This is a genomic window from Allobosea sp. OAE752 (assembly GCF_050433265.1).
In the GTDB taxonomy this organism is placed as follows: domain Bacteria; phylum Pseudomonadota; class Alphaproteobacteria; order Rhizobiales; family Beijerinckiaceae; genus Allobosea; species Allobosea spartocytisi.
Genome location: NZ_JBNPXO010000001.1, coordinates 728947 through 753782, shown reverse-complemented (window position 1 = coordinate 753782; position 24836 = coordinate 728947). Strand labels below are relative to the sequence as shown.

Sequence of the window (24836 nt, the reverse complement as noted above, 5' to 3'; positions counted from 1 at the left end):
GCGCCGGCTGGCGCTCAGCGCTCCGGTTCGCCGACGCCGCCGACAGCGACCTCGGCCCCGCCATCCTCGATGACCTCCTGCGTCTCGGCCGTGAGCGCCTTGGACTTGCCCTTGGGCTTGACCAGCGGCTCCGGCGTCACGCGTGGGACCCGGTTGAGGGCGGCCGCAATGCCCTCGTTGAACTGGATTTCCATGCGTTGCGCGTCGCGGTCGCGGACATGGTCGATCACGAGATCGGCCTCGTCGCGGGTCAGCCCGACCGCCTCCAGCGTGACGCGGCCGAAGCCCAGCGCCGATTCGAAGGTCTCGCGCATCTGGTAGTCGACATCCGCCTTCATCAGGTCGATGGCATGGATGCGGTCGAAGGCCCGGGCATGCACCCGCACATTGGGGAACTCCGACTTCACCATTTCGAGGATGCGCAGGGCGGCGTTCTTGTCGTCGACGCAGATGCAGATGACGCGGGCTTTGCCCGCGCCGGCGGCGCGCAGCACGTCGAGCCGCATCCCGTCGCCGTAATAGACCTTGAAGCCGAAGCGCGCGGCGGCGCGGATCTGCTCCACATCGGAATCGATGACGGTGATGTTGACGTGCTGGAGCAGCAGCGCCTGCGTCACCACCTGCCCGAACCGGCCGAAGCCGATCACCATCACCTGGCTGTCGCCGACGCCGTCGAAATCCTCGTCCATCGTCTCGGGCGTGATGCGCGCGAGCAGGACGTTGTCGATCAGCTTCGCGACGATCGGGCCGAGCAGCATGCTGATCGCGGCGAGCGCGGTGACGATGGCCGCCTGCTGCGGGTTGAGCAGCCCATGCGCCACGCCGAGCGGCAGGAGCACGAAGGCGAATTCACCGGCCGGCGAGAGCAGGGCGCCGGCCCGGATGGCTTCCAGCGTCGACGAGCAGGACGCCCGCAGGATCGAGGCGACGACGGCAATCTTGAATAGCACGAGCAGCGGCGCCGCGATGGCGAGCAGCAATGCGTTTTCGACGACCAGCTTGAGATCGAGCGACATGCCGACCGCCATGAAGAACAGGCCGAGCAGCACGCCGCGGAACGGTTCGATATCGGCTTCGAGCTCGTGGCGGAAATGCGAGTCGGCCAGCATCAGCCCGGCGAGGAAGGCGCCCATCGCCATGGAGAGCCCGACATGCTCCATCAGCAGCGCTGCCCCTAGCACGATGAGCAGGGCAGCCGCGGTCATCACCTCCTTGGCGCCGCTATTGGCGAGGATGCGGAAGAACGGGTTGAGCAGGTAGCGGCCGGCGAAGACGATCGCGACGACGGCCGCGATCGCGATGCCGAAGCTCGCCAGCGCCCGCATCGCACTGCCGGATTCCGCGCCGGTGGTGGCGAGCAAGGGCAGCAACGCCAGCACCGGCGCGATCGCGATGTCCTGGAAGAGCAGGATCGAGAAGGTGCGCCGGCCATAGGTCTCGTTGCTGTCGCCGCGCTCCTCCAGCAATTGCAGGGCGATGGAGGTCGCCGAGAGCGCCAGCGCAACGCCGACCGCGATCGCGCCCCCGACCGAAAGCCCGAACCGCCAGCCGACCAGGCCGATGACGGTCGCGCTCACCGCCATCTGCGCCAGTCCTGAACCGAGAATGTCCCGCCGCATCGAGTAGAGGCGGGAGGGTTGCAGCTCGAGGCCGACCAGGAACAGCAGCAGCACCACGCCGATCTCGGCCGTGCCGCGGATGGCGTCGGGATCCTTGATGACACCGAGCAGCGAGGGGCCGATCACGACGCCGGCCGCCAGATAGCCGAGCACCGCCGACAATCCGAGCTTGCGGAACAGCGGCACCGCAATCACCGCACCAGTGCAGAAGGTCAGGATCGGCGGCAGGTAGCTCGCATGGGAAACGGCATCGGCCATGGGCGGCTCACGCTGTAGGGGGCACGGCCGGCTCGGGGGGCCGACTGCCCTTATCTAGGCGCTCGCCTTGCAGAGCGCGAGGGGGAATTGTCTCGCGCCATGCATTCGGTGCGTAGCGGCCTCAAGCGGCCGGAGCGTTCTCGCGGAAGGGCGCCATCTGCGCCTCCAGCGCCCGCACGAAGGCCGGCCGCGCGATGCAGCGGGCGCGGTAGGCCTCAAGCCGCGGGAAACGCGACAGGATGTCGTCCGGCACGTCGCGCAGGACGCTCGCCATGATGAGGTCGCCGGCGGTGAAGCGGCCTTCGAGATAGTCCTTGCCGTCGAGCCATGCCTCGAGTTGCTGCAGGCGCTTCTCGACCATCGCGACGATCTGCGGCCGGCGCTCGACCGTCCAGGCCTCGCCCTTGTGGAAGATATCGGTGAGGGCAAGCTGGCCGACATGCGGCTCGAGCGAGTTGAGCGCCGCGAGGATCCAGGTCGCGACCCGGGCGCGGCCGGCCTCGTCCTTCGGCGCCAGCGCCGGGGACTGGCGCGAGAGATAGAGCACGATCGCCCCGGATTCGAACAGCTCGACCTCGCCGTCACGGAAGGCCGGCACCTGCCCGAAGGGCTGCCAGGCGCGATAGGTCTCGGAACTCTGGTCGGCCGGGCCGATCAGCGCCGCCTGATAGGGCAGGCCGGCTTCTTCCAGCGCCCAGCGCACCCTGAGATCGCGGACATGGCCCTGGGCGAAGGGCGGCACCCAGCGGAAGGCGGAGACATGGATCGTCATGGCGTTTTCTCCTGTTCGTCGTTGCCGCCCATTCCTGCCGGGCGGCGGCTGCCCTTGGTCGAAGCGTGGACGAGTGCGATATCGGGCGCTGCGCCGGCAGATGCCGGATATCGCCAGCGCAGGCCGGGTCGCCTCGCAGGAGCTTCTGTTGGGCGTGCGGGAAAATAAGTTTATATCAACCTGTATGTCAAACCTGCATCGCGTTTCCTTGACATCGCCGTCTTCCCGCCGAAAGAAGACGCTGACCCGACCGGAGATCTTCCCGCGCGTGACCAAGCCGCCGCTCGACATTCTGCTCTGTGCCCCGCGCGGCTTCTGCGCCGGCGTCGTGCGCGCCATCGACGCGGTCGAGAAGGCGCTGACGCTGCATGGCGCGCCGGTCTATGTCCGCCACGAGATCGTGCACAACAAATACGTGGTCGAATCCCTCAAGCGGAAGGGCGCAGTCTTCGTCGCCGAGCTCGACGAGGTGCCGGACGAGACGAGGCCGGTGATCTTCTCCGCCCATGGCGTCGCCAAGGCGGTGCCGGCGGCGGCGAAGGCGCGCAACCTCTTCGCCATCGACGCGACCTGTCCGCTGGTGACCAAGGTCCATCGCGAGGCCGAGGTCCATCACAAGCGGGGCCGCCACATCCTGCTCGTCGGCCATGCCGGCCACCCGGAGGTGATCGGCACGATGGGGCAATTGCCCGAGGGCGCGATCACGCTGATCGAGACGCTCGCCGATGTCGCCGCGCTCGAGCCTCTGCCGGGCAAGCCGCTGGCCTATGTCACCCAGACGACGCTCTCCGTCGACGACACCCGCGAGATCGTCGAGGCCTTGCAACTCCGCTTCCCGGAGCTGATCGCGCCGCACAAGGAAGACATCTGCTACGCCACGACCAATCGCCAGGAGGCGGTGAAGCGCGTGGCGCCGCTGGTCGAGGGGCTGATCGTCGTCGGCTCGCCCAATTCCTCGAATTCGCAGCGCCTGCGCGAGGTCGCCGAGCGCGCCGGCTGCCCGGTGGCGCGCCTCGTCCTGCGCACCGACGAGATCGACTGGTCCGCCTTCGGGAATATCCGCAGCCTCGGCATCACCGCCGGCGCCAGCGCGCCCGAGGTGCTGGTCGAGGAGATCATCGACGCCTTCGCCGAGCGCTACGACGTCCGCGTCGAGACGGTCTCGACGGCGAGCGAGGACGTGTTCTTCCCGCTGCCGCGCGAATTGCGCGGCGATGCGGCACCGGCCGCGGCCGAATAAATCCAACCAGAAAGCGACCGATCTTGGCCGTCTATACCGAAGTGCCCGATGACGAGATGGCTGCCTTCGTGGCGCGCTACGGCATTGGCGAGCTGCTGTCCGCCAAGGGCATCGCCGAGGGCGTCGAAAACTCGAACTACCTGATCCGGACCACGCAAGGCGCCTATATCCTCACCCTCTACGAGAAGCGGGTGAACCCGGACGATCTGCCCTTCTTCCTCGGGCTGATGCAGCACCTCGCCGCGCGCGGACTGATCTGTCCGCAGCCGGTCGAGGACAGCCGCGGCGAGATGCTGGGGCGTCTCGCTGGCCGCCCGGCGGCAATCGTCACCTTCCTCGACGGGCTGTCGGTGCGCCGCCCGACCGCCGCGCATTGCCACGAGCTCGGCCGGGGCCTCGCGCAGCTCCACGCCGCCGGCTCGGACTTCGCCATGGAGCGCGTCAATGCGCTCTCCGTGCCGGGCTGGCGCCCGCTCGCCGAGCAGGCCGGCACCGAGGCCGACAAGGTTTCGCCGGGCCTCGCGCGCCGCGTCGCCGCCGAGATCGCGGTGCATGAGGCGAGCTGGCCGAATGGCCTGCCGCGCGGTGTCATCCATGCCGATCTCTTTCCCAACAACGTCTTCTTCCTCGGCGACAGGCTCTCGGGGCTGATCGATTTCTATTTCGCCTGCACCGATGCCTTCGCCTACGACCTTGCCATCTGCCTGAACTCCTGGTGCTTCGAGGCCGACAGCTCCTTCAACCTCACCAAGGGGCAGGCCTTTCTGGCGGGCTATGAAAGCGTCCGCCCGCTCGAGCAGGCGGAGGTCGAGGCGCTGCCGCAGCTCTGCCGGGGCTCGGCGCTGCGCTTCCTGCTGACCCGCCTCGTCGACTGGCTGAACGTGCCGCCCGATGCATTGGTGAAGCCGCTCGATCCGCTCGAATACGACCGCAAGCTCGTCTTCCACCAGCGCGTGCTCGACGCGCGCGAATACGGGCTTAAGCGGTGAGCGGCGATACGGTCGAAGTCTGGACGGATGGCGCTTGTTCCGGGAGCCCTGGCCCCGGCGCGCTTGGGGCTTGCCCCATTCGCGCGACCAAAAACCGGCGGGGCCTGCCATGAGCGATACGGTCGAAGTCTGGACGGACGGCGCTTGCTCGGGCAATCCCGGCCCCGGCGGCTGGGGCGCGATCCTGACCTTCAATGGCGTCGAGAAGGAACTCTCCGGCGGCGAGGCCCAGACCACCAACAACCGCATGGAGCTGATGGCGGCGATCGCTGCGCTGGAGGCGCTGAAGCGGCCCGTCACGGTCGCGCTCCACACCGACAGCCAGTATCTGCGGCAGGGGATCACCGGCTGGATACATGGCTGGAAGAAGAACGGCTGGAAGACGGCCGACCGCAAGCCGGTCAAGAACGCTGAGCTCTGGCAGCGCCTCGAAACGGCGTTGGGCCGCCACAAGATCGAGTGGAAATGGGTCAAGGGCCACGCCGGCGACGAGATGAACGAGCGCGCCGACGCGCTGGCACGCGCCGGCATGGCGCCGTTCAAGCCCGGTGGAAGATAAGCCCTAAGCTGTCCTCAGCTTGGGGCATAAGGCTGCACGCCTTAAGGCGGAAATGGTCTCGCGCCATTTGGAGCGCATTTGGGACCCTGAGCAAAATATTCGGAAATTTTAGGGGCGGACAATTGTTGAATGCGGAGCACTATGCTGCAGTGAAGTAACGCGCAGTCAGGCAAAGATTACTGCGCCCCGTGGCAATCGGCTCCCCGCACGCGGGGTGCATGGCAGGGTGGGTCCAGCAGCGATATGCCCATCGACGGCGTTGAAGAGAGGGAAATCGCATCGGCGCTCGACAACCTCTTGAATGCGCCGGGCGCGCGGATTTCGGCACGAGGCGCGCGCTTCCTCCGATATGTCGTCGAAAAGGCCATCGAAGGAAAAAGCGCCCAGCTGAAGGCCTACACGATCGCTGTGGACGTCTTTGGCAGAGGCGTCGATTTCGACCCCGCCAAGGATGCCGTCGTTCGCAACGAGGCAACCCGCCTGCGCGCGGCGCTGGCCCTTTATTACGCTGTTGATGGTGCCTCGGAGAGCGTGGCGATTCTTCTGCCCGTCGGCGGATACGTGCCGCGCTTCGAACGTCGCCAGGCGAAAGCGAGCGGGTCTTCGGGCCGCAACGAGACCCTGGTCAGGACGGGACTTCGGCCGATGTCCGCGGAAGCGCGGCCGGAAGAAGCCCGGCGCGGCCCCGAGCACAAGATCCCGATCATCGTGGTCAGGGCCGCGGCCGGCGGCGGCCCCGGCGAGGCATCGTCTCGCATGATCCGCTCGGTCGTTGCGGCTCTCGTTCCCTATCACGGCCTGCGCATCGCCGGTCTTGAGCCTCACAAATCGTTTGAGGAGCTCGTCACGTCGCTGCGCCCCAGCGGGGCGGGCAGCCTCTATGTCCTCGACATTGCCGCCGACGTCGAGGATCGAGTGCTGCGATGCCATTGGATGCTGAGCGAGCACCGGTCGGGTCTCATTCTGGCGTCGCGCGAGGAAATCGAATCCGCCGGAGCGTCCTCGATGATGGCGGCGGAGAAGGCTGTCGGCGAGGCCATCGCGAGGCAGATCGGGCAGCGCTGGGGCATCATCAATGTGAATGAGCGCAAGCTCCACCCCGACAAGCACCAGGATGCGTATAGCTGTGTCGTTCACGCCTTTACATATGTGACAACGCTCGAGGATTCGGAGCAGATTAGTATCCGAAAATGTCTTGAGTCCGCCGTCAGTAAAGAGCCGCTTTATTCGGACGCTTGGGCGATGCTGTCCTATATTCACATGAACGAGGTTCGAGGGCTCTACGCCAAACTGACTGAAAGCAGCAAGATACTACAAGAAGCTCTCGGCATGGCCGATCAAGCGATCCGCGCGGCACCGCACTCGGCTCTGGCGCACACCATGCGCTCGACCGTGCTGTTCGCCATGGGGAAGTTCGAGGAGTTCGAGCGGGCGGGGCGGCAGGCCATAGCTTTGAATCCCGGATCCGGAGAACACCAATTGATGCTGGGCAATCGCCTCTATGTCATGGGGCGCTATGAAGAGGGAGCCGAACTTGTGCGGCAAGCCAACGCGCACGGATATTACCATCCTGCAATGGCATATGGCGTCCCGATCCTGGAATTGTATCGCAAGCGCGATTACGAAGGCGCTTTTAAGCTTGCCTCAAATTTCAGCATTGATGAGAAATATTATTTCCTGCACGTTATGCTTGCCGCCATCTGCGGGCAGCTCGGCGCCACAGCCAAAGCGGAGATGCATCTTCAAATCCTGCGCCATTTGAGGCCCAACTACGCCACTGAATTCTATATCGATTGGCGCGGGCGCAAATTCCAGGAAGATTACATCGCTCATATCGCGGAGGGCCTGGACAAGGCCGGGTTCGCGGTGACCGATACTCGCATCGATCCTTGAAAGAGCCGGAAAGCCGGAAAGCCGGAAAGCCGTGAAGCTTTCCGCGCCCGACGCACGGCTTAAAATACGCATCCCGTCAAGAGACATCAGGAGCAGATACTGTCGCTGCTCTGGTCAGGTATCCAAAACCCGTTCAGTTCCGTCGAGGATCGCGCCTTGGCTGCTGCGACCAGTGGAGACGGAACATGCTCGATCACGGCATCAAGGGTAAGACGGTTCTCATTGCTGGGGGAGCGAAGAACCTCGGCGGGCTGCTTGCCCGCGATCTTGCTGCGCACGGTGCGAAGGCCGTGGCCATCCACTACAACACGAGTGCGACCAAACCCGCGGCGGATGAGACGGTTGCAGCCATCAAGGCCGCCGGTGCAAAGGCCGTCGCCCTTCAGTCCGACCTGACCACGGCCGGCGCGGTCGAGAAGCTCTTCGCCGACACCGTCGTCGCCATCGGTAAACCGGACATCGCCATCAATACGGTCGGGAAGGTTCTGAAGAAGCCCTTCGTCGAGATCACCGAGGCCGAGTACGACGAAATGACTGCGGTGAATTCGAAATCCGCCTTCTTCTTCCTCAAGGAGGCCGGCAAGCACGTCAACGACAACGGCAAGATCTGCACGCTCGTGACCTCGCTGCTCGGCGCCTACACCCCCTTCTATGCCGCCTATGCCGGCACGAAGGCGCCGGTCGAGCACTTCACCCGCGCAGCTTCGAAAGAGTTCGGCGAGCGCGGCATCTCGGTGACCGCCATCGGCCCGGGCCCGATGGACACGCCGTTCTTCTATCCGGCGGAAGCCGCCGACGCTCAAGCCTATCACAAGGCGGCGGCAGCTCTGTCGAAGTTTACCAAGACAGGCCTGACCGACATCGAGGACATCGTGCCCTTCATCCGCTTTCTGGTTTCGGATGGCTGGTGGATGACCGGGCAGACGATTCTCGTCAACGGTGGCTATACCACCAAGTGAGGTCGTTCGGTTGCTCTCTGGAACCGAAAACCGTCCCGAGAAGCAGCGTCCTACCACTATGATTAACCATTGAATGCTAGCCTTTTGCGACCGGCGGTAGCGATTCGCTCTCGGCATGATTCTCCGCGTGAACACGTGCCTGTGCGGGGAATCTGGCGACATCATCGGGTGGGGGCTGAACATTGACGAGACGAGCGATGAAGAGCGTGGCTGCCGCTCGCGATTGTCGCCAGGCCCTGCTGCTGTCGACAGCGCTCGTCGCACTGGTCTGCGCCACCGGCCTTCCGGCACGCGCACAAATGGTCACGGGCAACAACGATCTGAATCCTAAACCTGCCGATGCACCGAGCTGGACGATCACTGGCGACCTGCAGGTCGGCAATACCAGCGATGGCCAGCTCGACATCACGGCTGGCGGCGCCGTGACCAATGATTACGGCACCATCGGCGATGGTACGAACAGCAACGGCTCGGTGACTGTCTCGGGTGTCGGCAGCAACGGCATTGCATCCAGCTGGACCAACAACGGTGACCTCGTCGTCGGTCAATTAGGGGCCGGCTCCCTGAGCATCATGAATGGCGGCGCGGTCAGTAACTTTGCCGGCTACATTTCCGGCGCAGGCGGCGGGGGCACGGTCACGGTTTCCGGCATCGGCAGCAACGGCACGGCCTCGACATGGACCAACGCCTTCGAGCTCTATGTCGGATACGACGGCGCCGGAACGCTGAGCATCCTGAATGGTGGCACGGTCAGCAGCCTGGCCGGCTACATCGGATACAATCTCGGCAGCCAAGGCACGGTCACGGTTTCGGGCGTCGGCAGCAACGGCACGGCCTCGACATGGACCAATGCCAGCGATCTTTATGTCGGATACTCCGGTTCCGGAACGTTGAATATTCTGGCTGGCGGCCGGGTTTCAAACGCCGCCGGCAACGTCGGTGGCGGCAGCAGCGCCTTGATTAGCGGGCTTGGCTCGTCCTGGCAGAACACTGGCCGGCTGGCCGTCGGCCAGTACGGCACAGTAGGTTCGACAGGAACTTTGCGCGCCGAGGGCGGTGCGACCATTTCGAGCGCGGACGGCGTCATCGGCAGTGATACACGCGGCGACGCTGTATTGACCGGCGTGGGCACGACCTGGACCACCATCGGACAGTTCACCGTCGGCAGCTTCGGCCCAGGCACCTTGCGCATCGAAGACGGCGCGAGTGTCATCAGCAATCAGGGCTATATCGGCGCCAATGACACCGGCACGGTCACAGTGACAGGCGCGGGGTCGAAATGGGTGATGTCGCCATTCAACCTCACCATCGGCAATTTCGGAGCCGGTTCGCTGACGGTCGAGAACGGCGGGCTGGTTCGCGCCGAAGGCGGTGTTCTGCTCGGCGTTAACGCGGGAGTCAGCGGGACGCTGCTTGTGCAGGGCTTGGCGAGCAATCGCGGCGTTCTGGAAACCGGCGGCATTCGGGGCGGCTCAGGGATCGCGAGCGTCACCTTCGATGGCGGCCTCCTGCGCGCGACGCGAAACAATTCCAACTTTTTCAACAATTTCGACACCCGCACCATCGCCATCGGCGCGAATGGCCTCGTCATCGACACGGATGGCCATGATATCGGCATCTCCCCAACCTTCACCGGCGCGGGCGCGCTGATCAAGGATGGCGCAGGCAAGCTGGAGCTGACCGGCAACAGCGGCGCGACCTACACCGGCGCCGGCAGCGTCTTGGCGGGCACGCTCGCCGTGAACGGCGTCCTCGGCGGGACGATGGAGGTCATCGGCGGCCGCCTGCAGGGCATCGGCACGGTCGGCGCCACGATCAACCAGCCGGGTGGCACGATCGCGCCCGGCAATTCGATCGGCACGCTGACGATCAACGGCAACTATCTCGGCAATGGCGGCCGGCTCGAGATCGAGACCGTGCTCGGCGGCGATGCCTCGCCGTCCGACCGCCTCGTCATCACTGGCAGCACGGCAGGCTCGACCCTCGTCACGGTGCTGAACCAGGGTGGTGCCGGCGCACAGACCATCGAGGGCATCAAGGTCGTCGATGTCGGCGGGGCCTCGAACGGCGTCTTCACGCTCCAGGGCAACTATGTCTTCCAGGGGCAGCCGGCCGTCGTCGCCGGCGCCTACGCCTACACCCTGCAGAAGAACGGCATCAGCACGCCGAACGACGGCGATTGGTATCTGCGCTCCGCCTATCTGACGCCGCCTCCTACCTCACCACCTCCAACTTCACCGCCTCCTACCTCACCGTCGACCGGCCCGACCGAGATCGGCCCGATCTACCAGCCCGGAGCCCCCATCTACGAAGCCTATGGCCAGGTCCTGCAGAGCCTGAACGAGCTGCAGACGCTGCGTCAGCGCGTCGGCGAGCGCTTCGACGGCCGGCCTGACGACACGGCGAATGCGGCAGGCCGGGCGATCTGGGCCCGCATCGATGCAGCCCACAGCCGCGTCACGCCGGGCTTCTCGACCACCGGCACGAGCTACGCGATCGATAGCTGGCGCCTGCAGGCCGGCGCCGACGGGCAGGTTTACGCTGGCGATGCCGGCACGCTCGTCGGAGGCGCGACGCTGCATCATGGCGAAGCGCTGGCCGATATCTCGTCGGTCTTCGGGCGCGGCAAGATCAAGGCCTCCGGCACCGGGTTCGGCGGGGCGCTGACCTGGTACGGCGCGTCAGGCTTCTATGCCGATGCGCAGACCAAGCTGAACTGGTTCGACAGCGACCTGTCCTCCACGACGGCCGGGCGTCAGCTCGCCAAGGGCAAGGGCGGCTTCGGCTATGCGCTGGGGCTGGAAATTGGGCAGCGCATCGCGCTGTCAGGTGCCTGGTCGCTGACGCCACAGGCGCAACTGACTTACTCACATGTCGATGCGGACAGCTTCGTCGACCCATTCGGCGCCCGCGTCGCGCTCGGCGACGGCGACAGCCTGCGCGGGCGGCTCGGCATCTCCGCGGATTACCGGCAGAGCTGGCGCGACAGCGCTGGGCGGCAGGTCAATGCCTCGCTCTACGGCATCGCCAACCTGCATTACGAATTCCTCGACGGGACGACGGTAACGGTCGCCGGCACGCCGTTGACCAGCCGGGGGCAGCGGCTCTGGGGAGGGCTTGGCCTCGGCGCCAAATACGAAACGGGCCGCTATGCACTCTATGGCGAGGTCGAGGCCCAGACCAGCCTGGCCCATTTCGCCGACAGCCACAGCATCACCGGGCGGGCCGGCCTGCGCGTCAGTTGGTAGGAAATCCATCAATGTCTCGTTCGGCCCAAAGTGGCCGTTCGAGACCGAGAACGTTCACAGGTCGCGAGGCGCCGAGAACGGAGGTTCGCAAGCCCTGGGGCGGGCCCGTGTCTCCATGGCCGTCCTTTATGCGACGAAGCCGAAGCCAACATTCCGCCTTCGCGATGATCACTGTTTGGCTGCGACGGCGTCGAAAGCGTCGCGGGCGCTCTGCACGACATTGAGAAACGCCTTGATGATCCGGCTGGATTCACGCTGTTTCAGCACGACCACATGCGCGTAAGTATAGACTTCGGCACCTTCGATCCGGATCAGTTTGAGGTTCTCGTCCGGCACGAATTCGGCTTCGGAAACATAGCTGATGCCGAGGCCATGGATCACCGCCTCGCGAATGGCTTCGCGGCTGCCGATCTCCATCATCAAGCGCGGCTTCGTGCCGGTTCTGGAGAGTGCATCCTCGAAGGCGCGTCGCGTTGTCGAACCCTGTTCGCGCACGATCATCGGCTCGCCCTCCAGCTCCGTCAGCCGGATGGTGTCGCGTTCGGCGAAGCGATGGTCGCGGCGCACGAACACGGCGACGGGGTGACGCCTGTAGGGCATGGTCAGAAGGCGGTCGTCTTCGTCGATATAGGCGAGGACGGCCACGTCGCATCGGTAACTGGCGAGATCGTCGAGGACCTCGGCGGAGTTCCCCAGCTTCACGGCGAGCTCGATCTCCGGATAGGCCTGGTTGAAGGCGGCCAGCATCTCCGTGACGTGGAACGGCCCGACGGCGCTGATCGACAGGCGCCCGGTCCGCAATTCCCGCGTTTCCGTCAGGAAGGCGAGCACCTCGGCTTCCTCGGCGAAAAGCCGGGTGGTGATGGCCAGAAGCTGCCGGCCGGTATCGCTGAGCTCGCGCCGCCGGCCGCGCTTGACGAAGAGCTCGACGCCGAACTCCTCCTCCAGCGCGCCGACCTGCGCCGTCAGGGTCGGCTGGCTGATATGGAAGGCGTCGGCGGCGGCGTTGAAGCCGCCCGAGCCTGCCACGAGATGGAATGATCTGAGCTGAGTGTAACGCATAGTAAAAATCTATCCAATCTGATCAAAAAATCAATTTGTCATAAGGTCTGGCTTCGGAGAGCATCCTCGCAACAAAGCCGGCAAGGCGCATCGCGAGGATGGAAACGCATGACCTGGGCGTATTGGAACCCCGTGAAGATCCGGTCCGGCAACGGCCTGCTCGATGAGGTCGCAAGCCTGATCGGTAACCGGCGCTGGGCCCTCGTCACCTATGACCAGCCCATCTTCCGCGAACTCTCCGCCCGCCTGACGGCGGTCGCCGGCGCACCTGTCGTGTCGATCACCAATATCGAGACCAACCCGGACTGCGCCGACCTCGCGCTGTCTTGCCAGCAGTTCGGCGCGGCCGAGCCGGCCGAGGTGATCGTTGCTCTCGGCGGCGGCTCGATGATCGACGCCGCGAAGGTGCTGGCCGCCAGCGGCGGCGATTTCGAGACCGTGCGCCGCCATCTCGTCGAGAAGAAGCCGCTCGACGAGAGCGCGATCCTTCCGATCATCGCCGTGCCGACGACGGCGGGCACCGGCAGCGAGGTCACGTCCTGGGCGACGGTCTGGGACGCCGCCAATGGCAGCAAGTACTCGCTCGCCCATCCCCGGCTTTATCCGGAGACGGCGGTTCTCGACCCCACCCTGACGGTCGGCGCGCCGCGCGGCCTCACGCTCGCGACCGGGCTCGATGCGCTCTCGCATGCGCTGGAAAGCATCTGGAACGTCAATGGCAATCCGGTCTCCGCCAATTATGCGGTCGAGGCTGCCAGGGAGATCATCGACACCTTGCCGCGCCTGCTGGAGCGCCTCGACGATGTCGAGCTCCGGACGCGGCAGATGCGGGCGAGCCTGCTGGCGGGGCTCGCCTTCTCCAACACCAAGACCGCGCTCGCTCACAATATCTCCTACGACATCACGCTGAAGAGCGGCACGATCCACGGCATCGCCTGCTCCTTCTCGCTGCCGATCGTGATGCGCTGGGCGATGGGCGCTGAGCCGCAATGCGACGCCGCGCTGCGCCGCGTCTTCGGCCCGGACCTCGAAGCGGGCGCCGAGCGGCTCGGCGCCTTCCTGCGCAATCTCGGCGTCTCGACAGACCCCACCGCCTACGGCGTCTCGCCGCCCGAGTGGAACCGCCTCGTTGGCAAGGCGCTCGAAGGCGAGCGCGGTCGCAACTTCATCGGAAGGCAGGCGGCCATGGCCGCCTGAGATCAAGCAAGGGGCAACGGCGCCCGCAACGGTTCACCGGCAGATCAAAAGATCGCCGGATCATCTTGGGAGGATGACATGACCATCACGCGTCGGACGATTTTGAAGAGCTCGCTGGCCGGGGGCACGCTGCTGGCGATGCCGTCTCTGGTTCGGGCAGAGACGAAACAGGTCCGCGTCGGGCTGATACCGTCCGAGGATTCGCGGGCGATGCTGGAATCGAGCCAGCAGCTCCTTGACGCCCTCCAGAAGAACCTCGGCATCCCCGTCCAGGGCTTCGTCGCCTCGGACTATAACGGCGTGATCGAAGCGATGCGCTCGAACCATGTCGACGTCGCCTATCTCGGCCCGTTCTCCTATGTGCTCGGCACCACGGTCGCGGCGATCGAGGCCTTCGCGACCGCCGAGACGGCCAAATCCAGCCGCAGCTACTATCGCAGCCTGATCATCACGCGGAAGGACAGTGGCATCAAGGAGGTCAAGGACCTCAAGGGCCGCACCTTCGCCTTCGTCGATCCCTCCTCGACCTCGGGGCATCTCTTCCCGAAGGCCGGCCTGATGAAGCTCGGCTTCGATCCCGAGAAGGATTTCGGCCGTGTCCTCTTCACCGGTTCGCACGACGCCAACGCGCTCGCCGTCGCCAACAAGCGCGTGGATGCGGCGACGATCGCCGACCGCATCTTCGATACGGCCGTGCAGAAGAAGCTGGTCGATCCGGCCGACATCCAGGTCGTCTGGCAGTCCGACCCGATCCCGGAATCGCCGACCTGCTGGCGCAAGAACCTGCCCGAGGATCTGAAGGCGCAGATCAAATCCGCCTTCCTGAACATCCGGGACATCACCTGGGCCGACCAGGGCAAGCTCAACCGCTTCGTCGAGACCAACGATCAGGCCTACGACATCATTCGCGAGACGGCGAAGGTGCTGAAGCTCGATCTCACCAAGATGAAGTAGTCGCGGACGCGACCGGCGGAGAACGCGACATGATCAAGATCGAAGGCCTGAAGAAGTCCTATGCCGGCCGCCCGGTGCTGCAGGGCATCGACCTCAGCGTCAAAGCCGGCGAGTTCCTCGTCGTGCTCGGCCCCAGCGGTGCCGGCAAGTCGACCCTGCTGCGCTGCATCAACGGGTTGGCGCAGCCCGATGCCGGGCGGACCGTCATCGACGGCAAGGTGCTCGACCTCAAGCGCGGAGCAGCCGGCAAGCGCCGGGTGGCGATGATCTTCCAGCACCATAATCTGGTGAAGCGCCTGTCGGTGCTGAAGAACGTGCTGGTCGGCCGCATGGCCGGCCTGTCCTCCTTCCTGAGCATGCTGCAGCTCTTCCCGCGGCAGGACGTCGCGATCGCGATGGACTGCCTGGCGCGGGTCGAGCTCGCCCACAAGGCGAATGCGCGCGGCGACCAGCTCTCCGGCGGCGAGCAGCAGCGCGTCGGCATCGCCCGCGCGCTGGCGCAGCAGCCGGCGGTGATTCTCTGCGACGAACCGGTGGCGAGCCTCGATCCCAAGACCTCGCGCATCGTGCTCGGTTACCTCAAGGCGATCTGCAAGGCGGAGGGGATCGCCGTGATCTGCAACCTCCACCAGGTCGATTACGCCGTCGAGTTCGGCGAGCGCATCGTCGGCCTGAGCGGAGGTCGGGTGATCTTCGACGATACGCCCGACCACCTCACCTCCGAGATCGTCCACCAGATCTATCCCGGCCTCGAAGATCCCGGCATCAGCCGCGTGCTCAAGCCGCGTCCGGTGAGCCAGCCCGTGCTGGCGCCGATCATCGCCCCTGCTATCGCCTGACGGGAGGCTAGACCCATGTCCTTCGGAACGCTGCAACTCGTCATTCGCCCGCCGCAGGGTCGCTTCGGCTGGTGGGGCGTCGGCGCGATCGCGCTCGCTATCCTCGTCTTCCTGTGGTGGGCCGCGGTCGGCTCCCAGATCAACGCCAGCAACCTCTGGAACGGCATCCCCTATATGTGGGATTTCCTCGTCCGGATGGTGCCGCCCAACCCGGAATTCCTCGAACGCTTGTGGAAACCGGCGCTGGAGAGCCTGCAGGTCGCGGTCTGGGGCACGCTGCTTGGCGTCGTCATCTCGCTGCCGATCTGCTTCTTCGCCGCGCGCAATCTCAGCCCGAGCCCGGCGATCTTCCACGCGACGCGGCAACTGCTGAATTGCCTGCGTGGCATCAACGAGATCATCCTGGCGCTGATCTTCGTCGCCGCCATCGGTCTCGGCCCCTTCGCCGGCGTCCTGGCGCTCGCCATCCACGGCGCCGGCATGCTCGGCAAGTTCTTCGCCGAGGCGATGGAGGATATCGACGAGGGGCCGCTGGAGGCCTTCCGTTCGGCTGGCGTCGGCCCGTTCAAGACCTTCTTCTTCGGCGTGCTGCCGCAGGTCCTGCCGACCTGGCTCGGGACGATCTTCTACCGGCTGGAGACCAATGTCCGGCAGTCGACGGTCCTCGGCATGGTCGGTGCCGGCGGCATCGGCTTCGAGCTCGTCTCCTCGATGAAGCTGTTCAAGTACCAGGACACCGCGACCTGCATCCTTGTCATCCTGGCGATGGTGCTGGTGGCGGACCTTGTTTCGTCCCGCGTCAGGGCGCTGATCCGCTGATCGGCGCCCGCACGAGGAAAGCATCATGACGCTTCACACGAAGATTGGTTCTGGCGTCATTGCGAACGGCCGGTTCTACGCCCTCACTCTTGAACGAACGCGGCGGCGCGGGCGGTGAAGGTGCGTGCGCGGGGTGCCTGTGGCTTTTGCCTCAGCGCCAGCCGAGCGGCGGCGCGACATGCTTCAGGATCGCCTCGATCACATGGGCGTTGTAATCGACGCCGAGCTGGTTCGGCACGGTGAGCAGCAGCGTGTCGGCCTCGGCGATCGCCTCGTCCCGTGCCAGCTCCTTGACGAGCTTGTCCGGCTCCGCCGCATAGCTGCGGCCGAAGATGGCGCGGGTGGTGTCGTCGATGAAGCCGATGGAATCGTCGCCCTCATTGCCGCGGCCGAAATAGGCGCGGTCGCGGTCATCGACGAGGGCGAAGATGCTGCGGCTCACCGAGACGCGCGGTGTGCGGCTGTGTCCGGCCTCCTTCCAGGCTTCGCGATAGGCGCGGATCTGCTTCGCCTGCTGGATGTGGAAGGGCTCGCCGGTCTCGTCGTTCTTCAGCGTCGAGCTCTGCAGGTTCATGCCGAGCTTGGCGGCCCAGATGGCGGTGGCGTTCGAACCGGCGCCCCACCAGATGCGCTCGCGCAAGCCCTCGGAATGCGGCTCGAGCCTGAGCAGCCCCGGCGGGTTCGGGAACATCGGGCGCGGATTGGGCTTAGCGAAGCCTTCGCCGCGCAGCACGTCGAGGAAGACCTCGGCGTGGCGGCGGCCCATATCGGCGTCGCTCTGGCCTTCCGCGGGCTGGTAGCCGAAATGGCGGAAGCCATCGATCACCTGCTCCGGCGAGCCGCGGCTGATGCCGAGCTGCAGCCGCCCGCCGGCGATGAGATCGGCGGCGCCGGCATCCTCGGCCATGTAGAGCGGGTTCTCGTAGCGCATGTCGATCACGGCGGTGCCGAGCTCGATGCGGCTCGTCTTCGCCCCGGCCGCCGCCAGCAGCGGGAAGGGGGAGGCGAGCTGCCGGGCGAAATGATGCACGCGGAAATAGGCGCCGTCCGCGCCGAGCTCCTCCGCTGCGACGGCGAGATCGATCGATTGCAGCAGCGTGTCGCCGGCCGAGCGCGTCTGCGACTGAGGCGAGGGGGTCCAGTGGCCGAAGGACAGGAAGCCGATCTTCTTCATGACGTCACGCCTCTGAGGGAGCGCGGGCGATGCCGCGTTCGGGGAGCGGATTGACCGACGACACGCTACGCAACGCGCCGCAGGAAAGCATGCCCCTCATATAGGCGAGCGGTGGAAGATCGGGATTGCGCCGGCGCAAATATGGCTCTGCGTCGGCGCAGTCGAAATGCTCGCGCCTGCAAGCGGCGGCGTCGCTCAGCCGAGCGGCTGCCGGTAGACGATGAAGCCCGATTTGTCGGCGACCTTGTTGTAGAGCTCCTGCGCCTGGAGATTGGTTTCATGCGTCTGCCAGTAGACGCGGAAGCAGTTCTTCTCGCGGGCCATCTGGTTCACGGCCTCGATCAGCTTGCGGCCGACGCCGGTGCCGCGCGCCTCGGGAACGGTGAACAGGTCCTGCAGATAGCAGATGTTCCGTTCGCTCCAGGTCGAGCGGTGGATGACCCAGTTTGTCATGCCCAGCGCCTTGTCGCCCTGGAAGGCGATGAAGCCGCCCATCGGCTCCGTGCCGCCGGTCAATCGCCCGAAGGTGACGTCGTCGAGTTCGGCGGGAAGCGTCGATTTGTAGAAGGTCAGATAGCCATGCCAGAGCGGCGTCCAGGCGGCGCGGTCGGCGGCGGCAAGCGGGCGGATCGTGATCTCAGGCATCGGCATCTTCCTCCAAGGAGGAAGCTAGCGCCTGCCTGGTGCCTTGTCTCATGACAAGCCGAGATCGGAAGGATCAACGGAAGGGTGTGCGGCTGTGGGAAAGCGAGGCGCAGACTTGGCGGCACTGGATTCGGCACCATCTATCCCTGCGACCAAATTCGTCGCGATCGCTGCTATAGATGGCGCGAATGCCGAAGATGTCCCGGCAGAGCAGGAGCACATTGTGACCGAGCGATTTGAACGGCATCGCCAACCCTGGACACATGAGGAACTTGAGAAGCTAAAGTTACTCGCCAAGAAGGGCATGGCACTGAAGGCGATTTCGAAAGCGATGACCCGTAGCGAGGAATCCATCAAGGACCGCGCCAAACTCGATGGAATTGGGATCGCCAAGCTCCGTTAGCCGGGTTTACGGCAAGGCCTTGGGCCCAAAGCCGGGGTCCGTTCCTGGTGCGATGGCGATACCCCGAGCAGCGCTCCATGAAACCCGGCCATCCATCCCGCTCCAGGCATTCGCCTTGCCGAACGGCTTGCCCTCTGCCGCCCAACAAAAAGCCCGCACGATTGCATCGCGCGGGCTCGATAATTTTCGGTCGTAAAACCGCTCAGAGCTGGCCGAGCATCGTCTCGGCGCCGGAGGCCTCGGCCTTGCCGGCGGCTTCCTCGACATTGAGCGCCTTCACCACGCCGTCCTCGACGATCATCGAGTAACGCTGCGAGCGGGTGCCGAGGCCGAAGCCCGAGCCGTCCATCGACAGGCCGATCTCCTTGGCGAAATCGGCGTTGCCGTCCGCGAGGAACTCGATCACGCCGGCGCCGCCGGTGGCCTTCGACCAGGCGTCCATCACGAAGACGTCGTTGGTCGAGGTCACCATGATGGCGTCGACGCCCTTCTCCTTGATTTCGGCCGCCTTGCCGACATAGCCGGGCAGATGGTTGCGGTGGCAGGTCGGGGTGAAGGCGCCGGGCACGGCGAAGAGAACGACCTTCTTGCCCTTGAACAGCTCGTCCGTCGTCCTGGCGGCGGGGCCGTCTGCGGTCATGATCCGGAACGTCGCCTGCGGAAGCTTGTCACCCACCTTGATGGTCATGCGCCTGTTCTCCAGAAAGCCCGCGGCATCGACGCCGCCCGGTTCACGGCTTACGGCTTGGCGGCGGGGATGTCGAGGTCGAGCCGCGTCTCCACCGGCTTGGGCGAGCCGCGCACAGTGAAGATCAGCGGGATCGGCCCGGCGACGCCCTTGGGCCGGTCGTTGATCCTGATCTTGGCCGTGACGGTGCCGTCGGCCTCCGGCGTCAGATGGGTTTTGCCGAAGGACCACATGCCGGGACCCTCGACGAAGATGTCCTCGACCTTGCCCCCGGGCGGCGTCTGCAGCACGAGCTTGAGGCCGGGATCGACGACGGTGTCGTCAAGCCCGACGTCGAGGAGGGCGAGCTTGCCGTTATGCGGCCCCGGCTTCACCGGAACGGGAACGCGCGCCTCGTAGCTCTCCAGGCGCGGCGAGGTCACGGTCGTCACGCCCGGTTCGAGCCACAGGCTGGCCTCGCCCCTGGCGGGGATGCAGATCTTCTCGCAGACCGCATAATCGAGCTTGAGCACGACCATGACCGGCCGCGACGGATCGACCGGCTGGACCGAGATCGGGATCACCACCTCGCCGACATAGCCGATCGAATAGCCGGCCGAGTCCTGGAAGCGCTCCGGCACCGGCCAGCGCACGTCGAGCCCGCCGATATTGGTCGACCCGCTCCAGTCGAAGGCGGGCGGCACGCCGAACTCGCCGGGGGTGCGCCAATAGGTCTTGAACCCCGGCGACATCACGATCTCGACGCCGACGCGCTGTTTGCCGGTCGGCGTGGTCGGGCCGGCGATGAGACGCAACCTCGCATGCTCGCCGGTCGACCAGGGCGACGTGGCGGCTTCGGTCGTGGCGTCCTGCGCCTGGGCGACCGTGCCGAAGGCGAGAAGGGCGAGGGCCAGCAGGGGAAGGATCCGGATCACAGCTTTGCCTTAACCAGTGCCAAGCCGAAAAGCGAACAAAACCTCTGCCTCTCACATGATTGCGACGACAAACCGGGGCCGGATCTTCGTCGAAGAATGGGGCGCAATCGCGATGCCGGCTTTTTATGCCCGATCGGCGTTTCCCGTGCGCGGGAAGTGATCTAGCATGGCGGCATGAAGATCGGCCCCCAAACGCGCCTCGGCAGCCGCAGCTATCTCGACGGGCAGTGCCTGATCGCGATGCCCGGCATGACGGACACGCGCTTCAGCCGCAGCGTCGTCTATGTCTGCGCCCATTCCGAGGACGGGGCGATGGGCATCATCGTCAACAAGCCGGCTGCGGATACGAAATTCCCGGACCTTCTCGTCCAGCTCGACGTGATTCCGTCGGAGGAAATCATCCGCCTGCCGAGCCGGGCGGAGAAGATGCAGGTGCTGCGCGGCGGCCCGGTCGAGACCAAGCGCGGCTTCGTCCTGCACACCGCCGATTTCTTCCTGGAATCGGCGACGTTGCCGATCGATGACGGCATCTGCCTCACCGCGACGCTCGACATCCTCAGAGCCATCGCCGTCGGCACCGGGCCGGAGAACGCGGTGCTCGCCCTGGGCTATGCCGGCTGGGCGGCCGGGCAGCTCGAGGCCGAGATCCAGTCCAATGGCTGGCTGCATTGCGAGGCCGATCCCGCGCTGCTCTTCGACGAGAGCGTCGAGACGAAATACCAGCGCGCGCTGGGCAAGATCGGTATCGATCCGGCTTTCCTGTCGCGCGAGGCCGGGCACGCGTGAAGGTCCGGCGTCATGCTCGGGCTTGACCGTCTCCGGGCAGTCCACGGAACCACGGGGTCATCCCGGGCTTGACCCGGGATCCATGCCGGAACTCTTCCGGTTGATGCTCAGGCATGGATCCCGGATCTCCGCTTCGCTGCGTCCGGGATGACCCTGCTTCTTCGTCGTCTCTTCCGAGGGGGCGTCAGCTCCAGCTTTACGCCGCTTCGGTCGCCGCGGCCGTCGCGCCCATCAGGCGGCGGGCTTCCGCCGCCGTCATCGGCTGGCCGAAGATGTAGCCCTGCGCATACTGGCAGCCGAGCTGGTAGAGCTCGATCGCGTCGGACTCGCTCTCGGCTCCTTCCGCGACGACATCCATGTTGAGGTCGGAGGCGAGCTGCACGATCGAGCGCAGGATCACGGGCGGACGGCCATTGCCCATCTGCCGCACGAAGCTCTGGTCGATCTTGATCGTGTCGAAGGGGAAGCGCTGGAGATAGGACAGCGAGGAATAGCCCGTCCCGAAATCGTCGAGCGAGAGGCCGGCGCCGAGATCGCGGATGCGCTGCAGCATCTGCGCCGCATATTCCGGGTTCTCCATCACGAGGCTCTCGGTGATCTCGAGCTTGAGCGTGCCGGGCAGCACGCGCCGGCGCCCGAGCACGGTCTTCACGTCATGCAGCAGGTCGTGCCGCAGGAGCTGGCGGCTCGACACGTTGACGCTGGCGAAGATCGGCGGGTCGACCTCGAGCGCGGCCTGCCAGGCCTCGAGCTCGCGCGCGGTCTTGTCCATGACATAGATGCCGAGATCGACGATGAGCCCGGTCTCCTCGGCGATGGCGAGGAAGTCCTGCGGCATCAGCCGGCCTTCGCGCGGATGGTCCCAGCGCACCAGCGCCTCGAAGCCGGCGATGGTCCGGTCCTCCAGCCTGACGATCGGCTGGTACATCACCTGGATCTCATTGCGCTCGATCGCCTTGCGCAAATCGCTTTCGAGCGCGAGCCGGTCGTTGCGGTCTGTCCGCATCGCCGGGACGAAGATCTCGATCCGGTTGCCGCCCTGGCGCTTGGCGTGGGCCATGGCGAGCTCGGCGTTCTTCAGCGCGTCGTCCTTGCGCGCGGCGGACGGGGCGTCGAACAGGGCGAGCCCGATCGAGGGCGTCAGCACGATCTCGCGCTCGGCATAGGTGATCGGCGTCGAGACGGCGCGGCGCACGAGTTCCGCCAGCGCCAGGATGCGCTCCGGATCGCGCTCCGAGACGAGGATCATCGCGAAGGTGTCGCCGCCGATGCGGGCCAGCGTGTCCTGCGCCCGGAGCAGCCGGCCGAGCCGGCGCGCCAGCGTCAGCAGGATCGAGTCGCCGGCCGAGAAGCCGACCGATTCGTTGACCTGCTTGAAGCGATCGACATCGATGACCAGCACGGTCGGGCGGATATTGTCGTCGGCGCGGGTGAAGCCGAAGATAGCCCCGAGCCGGTCCTGGAACAGCTTGCGGTTGGGCAGGCCGGTCAGGTTGTCGTGCACGGCGTCGTGCAGCATCCGTTCCTGCGCCGTGCGCTGGTCCGTGACATCCGCCAGCGTGCCGATGACGCGGATGACCTCGCCGTCCGAGCCGAGCACCGGACGGGCCTTGATGTTGACCCAGTGATAGGTGCCGTTCGCGGCGCGCAGGCGCACGTCGAGATTGAGCTTGCCGCGCCGCTGTTCCAGCACCGCGTCGAGCGTGACGCGGTAGCGGTCGCGGTCGGCGACATGCATGTGTTCCAGCCAGCGGGCGGCCGAGCCTTCGAGCGAGCCCTTGGCCAGGCCGAGCAGGGCCTCGATCTGCGGCGAGACGAAGATCTTGTCGCCGCTGACGTCCCAATCGAAGACGAGGTCGCCCGAGCCCGAGAGCGCCAGCGCCCGCCGCTCGGTGTCGGAGACCAGACCGTGCGAGATCGCGCCGCCGGCGAAGGCGTGCTGGATCACGGTGAAGCCGATCAGCAGCACGATCAGGACGAGGCCGCCGAGCAAGGCGGGCGCGACGAGGTCGCGTTGAAACTGCCCGGTCACGGTGAAGCCGGCCGCCGTCACCCAGACGGCGAGCAGGAACCAGGTCGGGATCAGCATCACCGCCCGCTCATAACCATGGGTCGCCAGATGCACCACGAGCACGAAGCCGACGGCAGCCACGGCCGCGATCGAGATGCGGGCGATGCCGGCCGCCATCGGCGCGTCGAAGACGGCGAGCCCGACGAGGCCTGCGAGGCCGAGGATCCAGACGATGGTGACGTGGCCGTAGCGCACATGCCAGCGCGACAGGTTGAGATAGGCGAAGAGGAAGACGAGCAGCGTCGCCGCCAGCACCACCTCGGCGCCGGCCCGGTAGATCCGCTCGATGGCCGGTGTGAGTGGGAAGAGCCGCTGGAAGAAGCCGAAATCGAGCCCGGCATAAGCCAGCACCGCCCAGGCCAGCGCCGCCGCAGCCGGGAAGATCACCGCGCCCTTGACCACGAAGATGATGGTCAGGAACAGCGCCAGCAGGCCGGCGATGCCGATGATGATGCCCTTGTAGAGCGTCAGCCCGTTGGTCTTCTGGCGATAGGCGTCCGGCTCGTAGAGATAGAGCTGCGGCAGGTTGGGCGATTTCAGCTCGGCCACGAAGGTGACGGTCGTTCCCGGATCGAGCGTGATCAGGAAGACATCGGCATCGGGGCTGGCCTCGCGGTCGGGCGAGAGGCCCTGGCTCGCCGTCACCGCTTCGATGCGCCGGTCGCCGAGATCGGGCCAGACCACGCCCGATCCGATCAGCCGGTGGAAGGGCGCGACCAGCAGCCGGTCGATCTGCTCGTCGGAATCATTGGTCAGCGCGAAGACGATCCAGTCCGGCCTGGCGCCGGATTCGCGCGCCTTCACCGCGATGCGGCGCACGATGCCGTCCGGCCCCGGCGCGGTCGAGATCTGGATGACGTCGCCGTCGGATTTGTTGCGCTCGACGATGTGGGTGAGGTCGATGACCGGCGCGTCGACCGGCACGCGGACGGCGTCGACGGCGTTTGCCGGCCCGATGCCGGCGCAGCAGAACCACAAGGCCAGACCGGCGACGGCGAGGCCGATCCGGAGAATTCGCTCGGAGATGGACAAGCTGCGCTCGGCTACCAGGCGGGATATGATCGTTCGATATTGAAGCAAAAGTCCTATCGGCCGCTCGTGGCGAGGGCAAGGCAGGGCGCGCCTGCCGTCCACTGCCGCGGTCAACGGCTTGCCCCCGGCAGGCGGTCGTTGGAAAGGGCGGCATAGAGCAGGTGATCGGCCCAGGCGCCGTTGATCTTGAGATAGGCCCGCGCCAGCCCTTCGGGCTGGAAGCCGACACGCTCCAGCAATCGTCGCGACGGCTCGTTATTGGGCAGGCAGGCCGCCTCGACGCGGTGGAGCGCCAGCTCCGAAAAGGCGAAGCGCAGCGCCCCGCGCACGGCCTCGGTCATGTGCCCTTTGCCGGCATGGCGCTGGCCCATCCAGTAGCCGAGCGTACAGGCCTGCGCGACGCCGCGCCGGATCAGCCCCAGCGTCAGCCCGCCGAGCAGGGTTTCGCTATGGCTCTCGAAGATGAAGAGCGAATAGGCCTCGTCCGTGGAGATCTCGCGCGCGGCGCGCTTGGCGCGCAGCCGGAAGGCGTTGCGGGTGAGGTCGTCCTCGTTCCAGGTCGGCTCCCAGGGCGCCAGGAATTCGCGGCTTTCCATGCGCAGCACCGCCCAGGTGGCGAAGTCGTCGATGGAGGGCGCGCGCAGGTAGAGATTCGGCGTCCGGATCAACGGGCGGCTCTGCGGCTCGCTCGGGAAACGGAAGAGTGCCATCGTCG

At 65.9% G+C, this 24836-nt stretch carries 21 protein-coding genes; 12 read left to right on the top strand and 9 right to left on the bottom strand.

Annotation, left to right across the window (positions count from 1 at the left end; all coding sequences use genetic code 11):
- Positions 1 to 14 precede the first annotated feature (14 nt).
- Positions 15 to 1877, bottom strand: coding sequence for a monovalent cation:proton antiporter-2 (CPA2) family protein (locus GGC47_RS03515; protein WP_142020135.1), 1863 nt, complete (start codon positions 1875 to 1877; stop codon positions 15 to 17).
- 121 nt (positions 1878 to 1998) lie between these two features.
- A complete protein-coding gene (locus GGC47_RS03510; RefSeq protein WP_142020136.1) occupies positions 1999 to 2649 on the bottom strand; it encodes a glutathione S-transferase family protein in 651 nt (216 codons plus the stop codon).
- Positions 2650 to 2857: 208 nt separating this feature from the next.
- On the opposite strand from GGC47_RS03510, the gene ispH reads away from it, so the two are divergent.
- The 6 genes from ispH to GGC47_RS03480 all read left to right on the top strand — a co-directional run bounded on the left by ispH (position 2858) and on the right by GGC47_RS03480 (position 11537).
- Positions 2858 to 3889, top strand: coding sequence for a 4-hydroxy-3-methylbut-2-enyl diphosphate reductase (ispH, locus tag GGC47_RS03505; protein WP_370954679.1), 1032 nt, complete (start codon positions 2858 to 2860; stop codon positions 3887 to 3889).
- 23 nt (positions 3890 to 3912) lie between these two features.
- On the top strand, positions 3913 to 4878 hold the full coding sequence (locus tag GGC47_RS03500) for a homoserine kinase (RefSeq protein WP_142020138.1): 966 nt from the start codon (positions 3913 to 3915) through the stop codon (positions 4876 to 4878).
- 109 nt (positions 4879 to 4987) lie between these two features.
- Positions 4988 to 5437, top strand: coding sequence for a ribonuclease HI (gene rnhA, locus GGC47_RS03495; RefSeq protein WP_142020139.1), 450 nt, complete (start codon positions 4988 to 4990; stop codon positions 5435 to 5437).
- 243 nt (positions 5438 to 5680) lie between these two features.
- Positions 5681 to 7330 (top strand): tetratricopeptide repeat protein, encoded by a 1650-nt coding sequence (locus tag GGC47_RS03490; RefSeq protein WP_142020140.1) that lies wholly within the window; start codon positions 5681 to 5683, stop codon positions 7328 to 7330.
- 185 nt (positions 7331 to 7515) lie between these two features.
- Positions 7516 to 8289 carry an SDR family oxidoreductase gene (locus GGC47_RS03485; RefSeq protein WP_142020141.1) on the top strand — a complete coding sequence of 258 codons (774 nt, stop codon included), beginning with the start codon at positions 7516 to 7518 and terminating at the stop codon, positions 8287 to 8289.
- A 197-nt stretch (positions 8290 to 8486) separates the two neighbouring features.
- Complete coding sequence (locus tag GGC47_RS03480) at positions 8487 to 11537, top strand: autotransporter outer membrane beta-barrel domain-containing protein (protein WP_142020142.1); 3051 nt, start codon at positions 8487 to 8489, stop codon at positions 11535 to 11537.
- Positions 11538 to 11705: 168 nt separating this feature from the next.
- Here the strand turns inward: GGC47_RS03480 and GGC47_RS03475 are convergent, their stop codons facing one another.
- On the bottom strand, positions 11706 to 12599 hold the full coding sequence (locus tag GGC47_RS03475) for a LysR substrate-binding domain-containing protein (protein ID WP_038360894.1): 894 nt from the start codon (positions 12597 to 12599) through the stop codon (positions 11706 to 11708).
- Positions 12600 to 12707: 108 nt separating this feature from the next.
- Here GGC47_RS03475 and psrA point away from each other — a divergent pair, with 108 nt between their 5' ends.
- The 4 genes from psrA to phnE all read left to right on the top strand — a co-directional run bounded on the left by psrA (position 12708) and on the right by phnE (position 16408).
- Positions 12708 to 13796, top strand: a complete 1089-nt coding sequence (psrA, locus tag GGC47_RS03470; RefSeq protein ID WP_142020144.1) for an iron-containing alcohol dehydrogenase PsrA — start codon at positions 12708 to 12710, stop codon at positions 13794 to 13796.
- Positions 13797 to 13874: 78 nt separating this feature from the next.
- Positions 13875 to 14750, top strand: coding sequence for a phosphonate ABC transporter substrate-binding protein (phnD, locus tag GGC47_RS03465; RefSeq protein ID WP_112762914.1), 876 nt, complete (start codon positions 13875 to 13877; stop codon positions 14748 to 14750).
- A gap of 29 nt (positions 14751 to 14779) precedes the next feature.
- Positions 14780 to 15589 (top strand): phosphonate ABC transporter ATP-binding protein, encoded by an 810-nt coding sequence (phnC, locus tag GGC47_RS03460; protein WP_112762913.1) that lies wholly within the window; start codon positions 14780 to 14782, stop codon positions 15587 to 15589.
- Between the two features lie 15 nt (positions 15590 to 15604).
- On the top strand, positions 15605 to 16408 hold the full coding sequence (gene phnE, locus GGC47_RS03455) for a phosphonate ABC transporter, permease protein PhnE (protein ID WP_133562251.1): 804 nt from the start codon (positions 15605 to 15607) through the stop codon (positions 16406 to 16408).
- 151 nt (positions 16409 to 16559) lie between these two features.
- Here phnE and GGC47_RS03450 read toward each other — a convergent pair whose 3' ends face one another.
- Entirely contained in the window at positions 16560 to 17582 is a 1023-nt protein-coding gene (locus GGC47_RS03450; RefSeq protein WP_133562249.1) for an LLM class flavin-dependent oxidoreductase, read from the bottom strand.
- Positions 17583 to 17777: 195 nt separating this feature from the next.
- Positions 17778 to 18227 (bottom strand): GNAT family N-acetyltransferase, encoded by a 450-nt coding sequence (locus GGC47_RS03445; RefSeq protein ID WP_112762909.1) that lies wholly within the window; start codon positions 18225 to 18227, stop codon positions 17778 to 17780.
- 115 nt (positions 18228 to 18342) lie between these two features.
- On the opposite strand from GGC47_RS03445, the gene GGC47_RS03440 reads away from it, so the two are divergent.
- Complete coding sequence (locus tag GGC47_RS03440; RefSeq protein WP_210323606.1) at positions 18343 to 18630, top strand: hypothetical protein; 288 nt, start codon at positions 18343 to 18345, stop codon at positions 18628 to 18630.
- Between the two features lie 202 nt (positions 18631 to 18832).
- On the opposite strand, the gene GGC47_RS03435 is transcribed toward GGC47_RS03440, so the two are convergent.
- Together GGC47_RS03435 and GGC47_RS03430 are read right to left on the bottom strand one after the other, a co-directional pair.
- Positions 18833 to 19318, bottom strand: coding sequence for a peroxiredoxin (locus GGC47_RS03435; protein WP_038360910.1), 486 nt, complete (start codon positions 19316 to 19318; stop codon positions 18833 to 18835).
- Between the two features lie 50 nt (positions 19319 to 19368).
- Positions 19369 to 20232 carry a protein-disulfide reductase DsbD domain-containing protein gene (locus GGC47_RS03430; RefSeq protein WP_051987684.1) on the bottom strand — a complete coding sequence of 288 codons (864 nt, stop codon included), beginning with the start codon at positions 20230 to 20232 and terminating at the stop codon, positions 19369 to 19371.
- Between the two features lie 174 nt (positions 20233 to 20406).
- Between GGC47_RS03430 and GGC47_RS03425 the strand changes: the two genes are divergently transcribed.
- A complete protein-coding gene (locus GGC47_RS03425; RefSeq protein WP_051987685.1) occupies positions 20407 to 21018 on the top strand; it encodes a YqgE/AlgH family protein in 612 nt (203 codons plus the stop codon).
- A gap of 196 nt (positions 21019 to 21214) precedes the next feature.
- On the opposite strand, the gene GGC47_RS03420 is transcribed toward GGC47_RS03425, so the two are convergent.
- Both GGC47_RS03420 and GGC47_RS03415 read right to left on the bottom strand, forming a co-directional pair.
- Positions 21215 to 24115 carry an EAL domain-containing protein gene (locus GGC47_RS03420; protein ID WP_038362283.1) on the bottom strand — a complete coding sequence of 967 codons (2901 nt, stop codon included), beginning with the start codon at positions 24113 to 24115 and terminating at the stop codon, positions 21215 to 21217.
- Between the two features lie 116 nt (positions 24116 to 24231).
- Positions 24232 to 24831, bottom strand: a complete 600-nt coding sequence (locus tag GGC47_RS03415) for a GNAT family N-acetyltransferase (protein WP_142020146.1) — start codon at positions 24829 to 24831, stop codon at positions 24232 to 24234.
- Positions 24832 to 24836 lie beyond the last annotated feature (5 nt).

Excerpts from the sequence above, each read along its gene's own strand:
- GGC47_RS03515 (WP_142020135.1), bottom strand. The coding sequence starts at position 1,877 with ATGGCCGATGCCGTTTCCCATGCGAGCTACCTGCCGCCGATCCTGACC.
- GGC47_RS03510 (WP_142020136.1), bottom strand. The coding sequence starts at position 2,649 with ATGACGATCCATGTCTCCGCCTTCCGCTGGGTGCCGCCCTTCGCCCAG.
- rnhA (WP_142020139.1), top strand. The coding sequence starts at position 4,988 with ATGAGCGATACGGTCGAAGTCTGGACGGACGGCGCTTGCTCGGGCAAT.
- GGC47_RS03490 (WP_142020140.1), top strand. The coding sequence starts at position 5,681 with ATGCCCATCGACGGCGTTGAAGAGAGGGAAATCGCATCGGCGCTCGAC.
- GGC47_RS03485 (WP_142020141.1), top strand. The coding sequence starts at position 7,516 with ATGCTCGATCACGGCATCAAGGGTAAGACGGTTCTCATTGCTGGGGGA.
- GGC47_RS03480 (WP_142020142.1), top strand. The coding sequence starts at position 8,487 with ATGAAGAGCGTGGCTGCCGCTCGCGATTGTCGCCAGGCCCTGCTGCTG.
- GGC47_RS03475 (WP_038360894.1), bottom strand. The coding sequence starts at position 12,599 with ATGCGTTACACTCAGCTCAGATCATTCCATCTCGTGGCAGGCTCGGGC.
- psrA (WP_142020144.1), top strand. The coding sequence starts at position 12,708 with ATGACCTGGGCGTATTGGAACCCCGTGAAGATCCGGTCCGGCAACGGC.
- phnD (WP_112762914.1), top strand. The coding sequence starts at position 13,875 with ATGACCATCACGCGTCGGACGATTTTGAAGAGCTCGCTGGCCGGGGGC.
- phnC (WP_112762913.1), top strand. The coding sequence starts at position 14,780 with ATGATCAAGATCGAAGGCCTGAAGAAGTCCTATGCCGGCCGCCCGGTG.
- phnE (WP_133562251.1), top strand. The coding sequence starts at position 15,605 with ATGTCCTTCGGAACGCTGCAACTCGTCATTCGCCCGCCGCAGGGTCGC.
- GGC47_RS03450 (WP_133562249.1), bottom strand. The coding sequence starts at position 17,582 with ATGAAGAAGATCGGCTTCCTGTCCTTCGGCCACTGGACCCCCTCGCCT.
- GGC47_RS03445 (WP_112762909.1), bottom strand. The coding sequence starts at position 18,227 with ATGCCTGAGATCACGATCCGCCCGCTTGCCGCCGCCGACCGCGCCGCC.
- GGC47_RS03435 (WP_038360910.1), bottom strand. The coding sequence starts at position 19,318 with ATGACCATCAAGGTGGGTGACAAGCTTCCGCAGGCGACGTTCCGGATC.
- GGC47_RS03425 (WP_051987685.1), top strand. The coding sequence starts at position 20,407 with ATGAAGATCGGCCCCCAAACGCGCCTCGGCAGCCGCAGCTATCTCGAC.
- GGC47_RS03415 (WP_142020146.1), bottom strand. The coding sequence starts at position 24,831 with ATGGCACTCTTCCGTTTCCCGAGCGAGCCGCAGAGCCGCCCGTTGATC.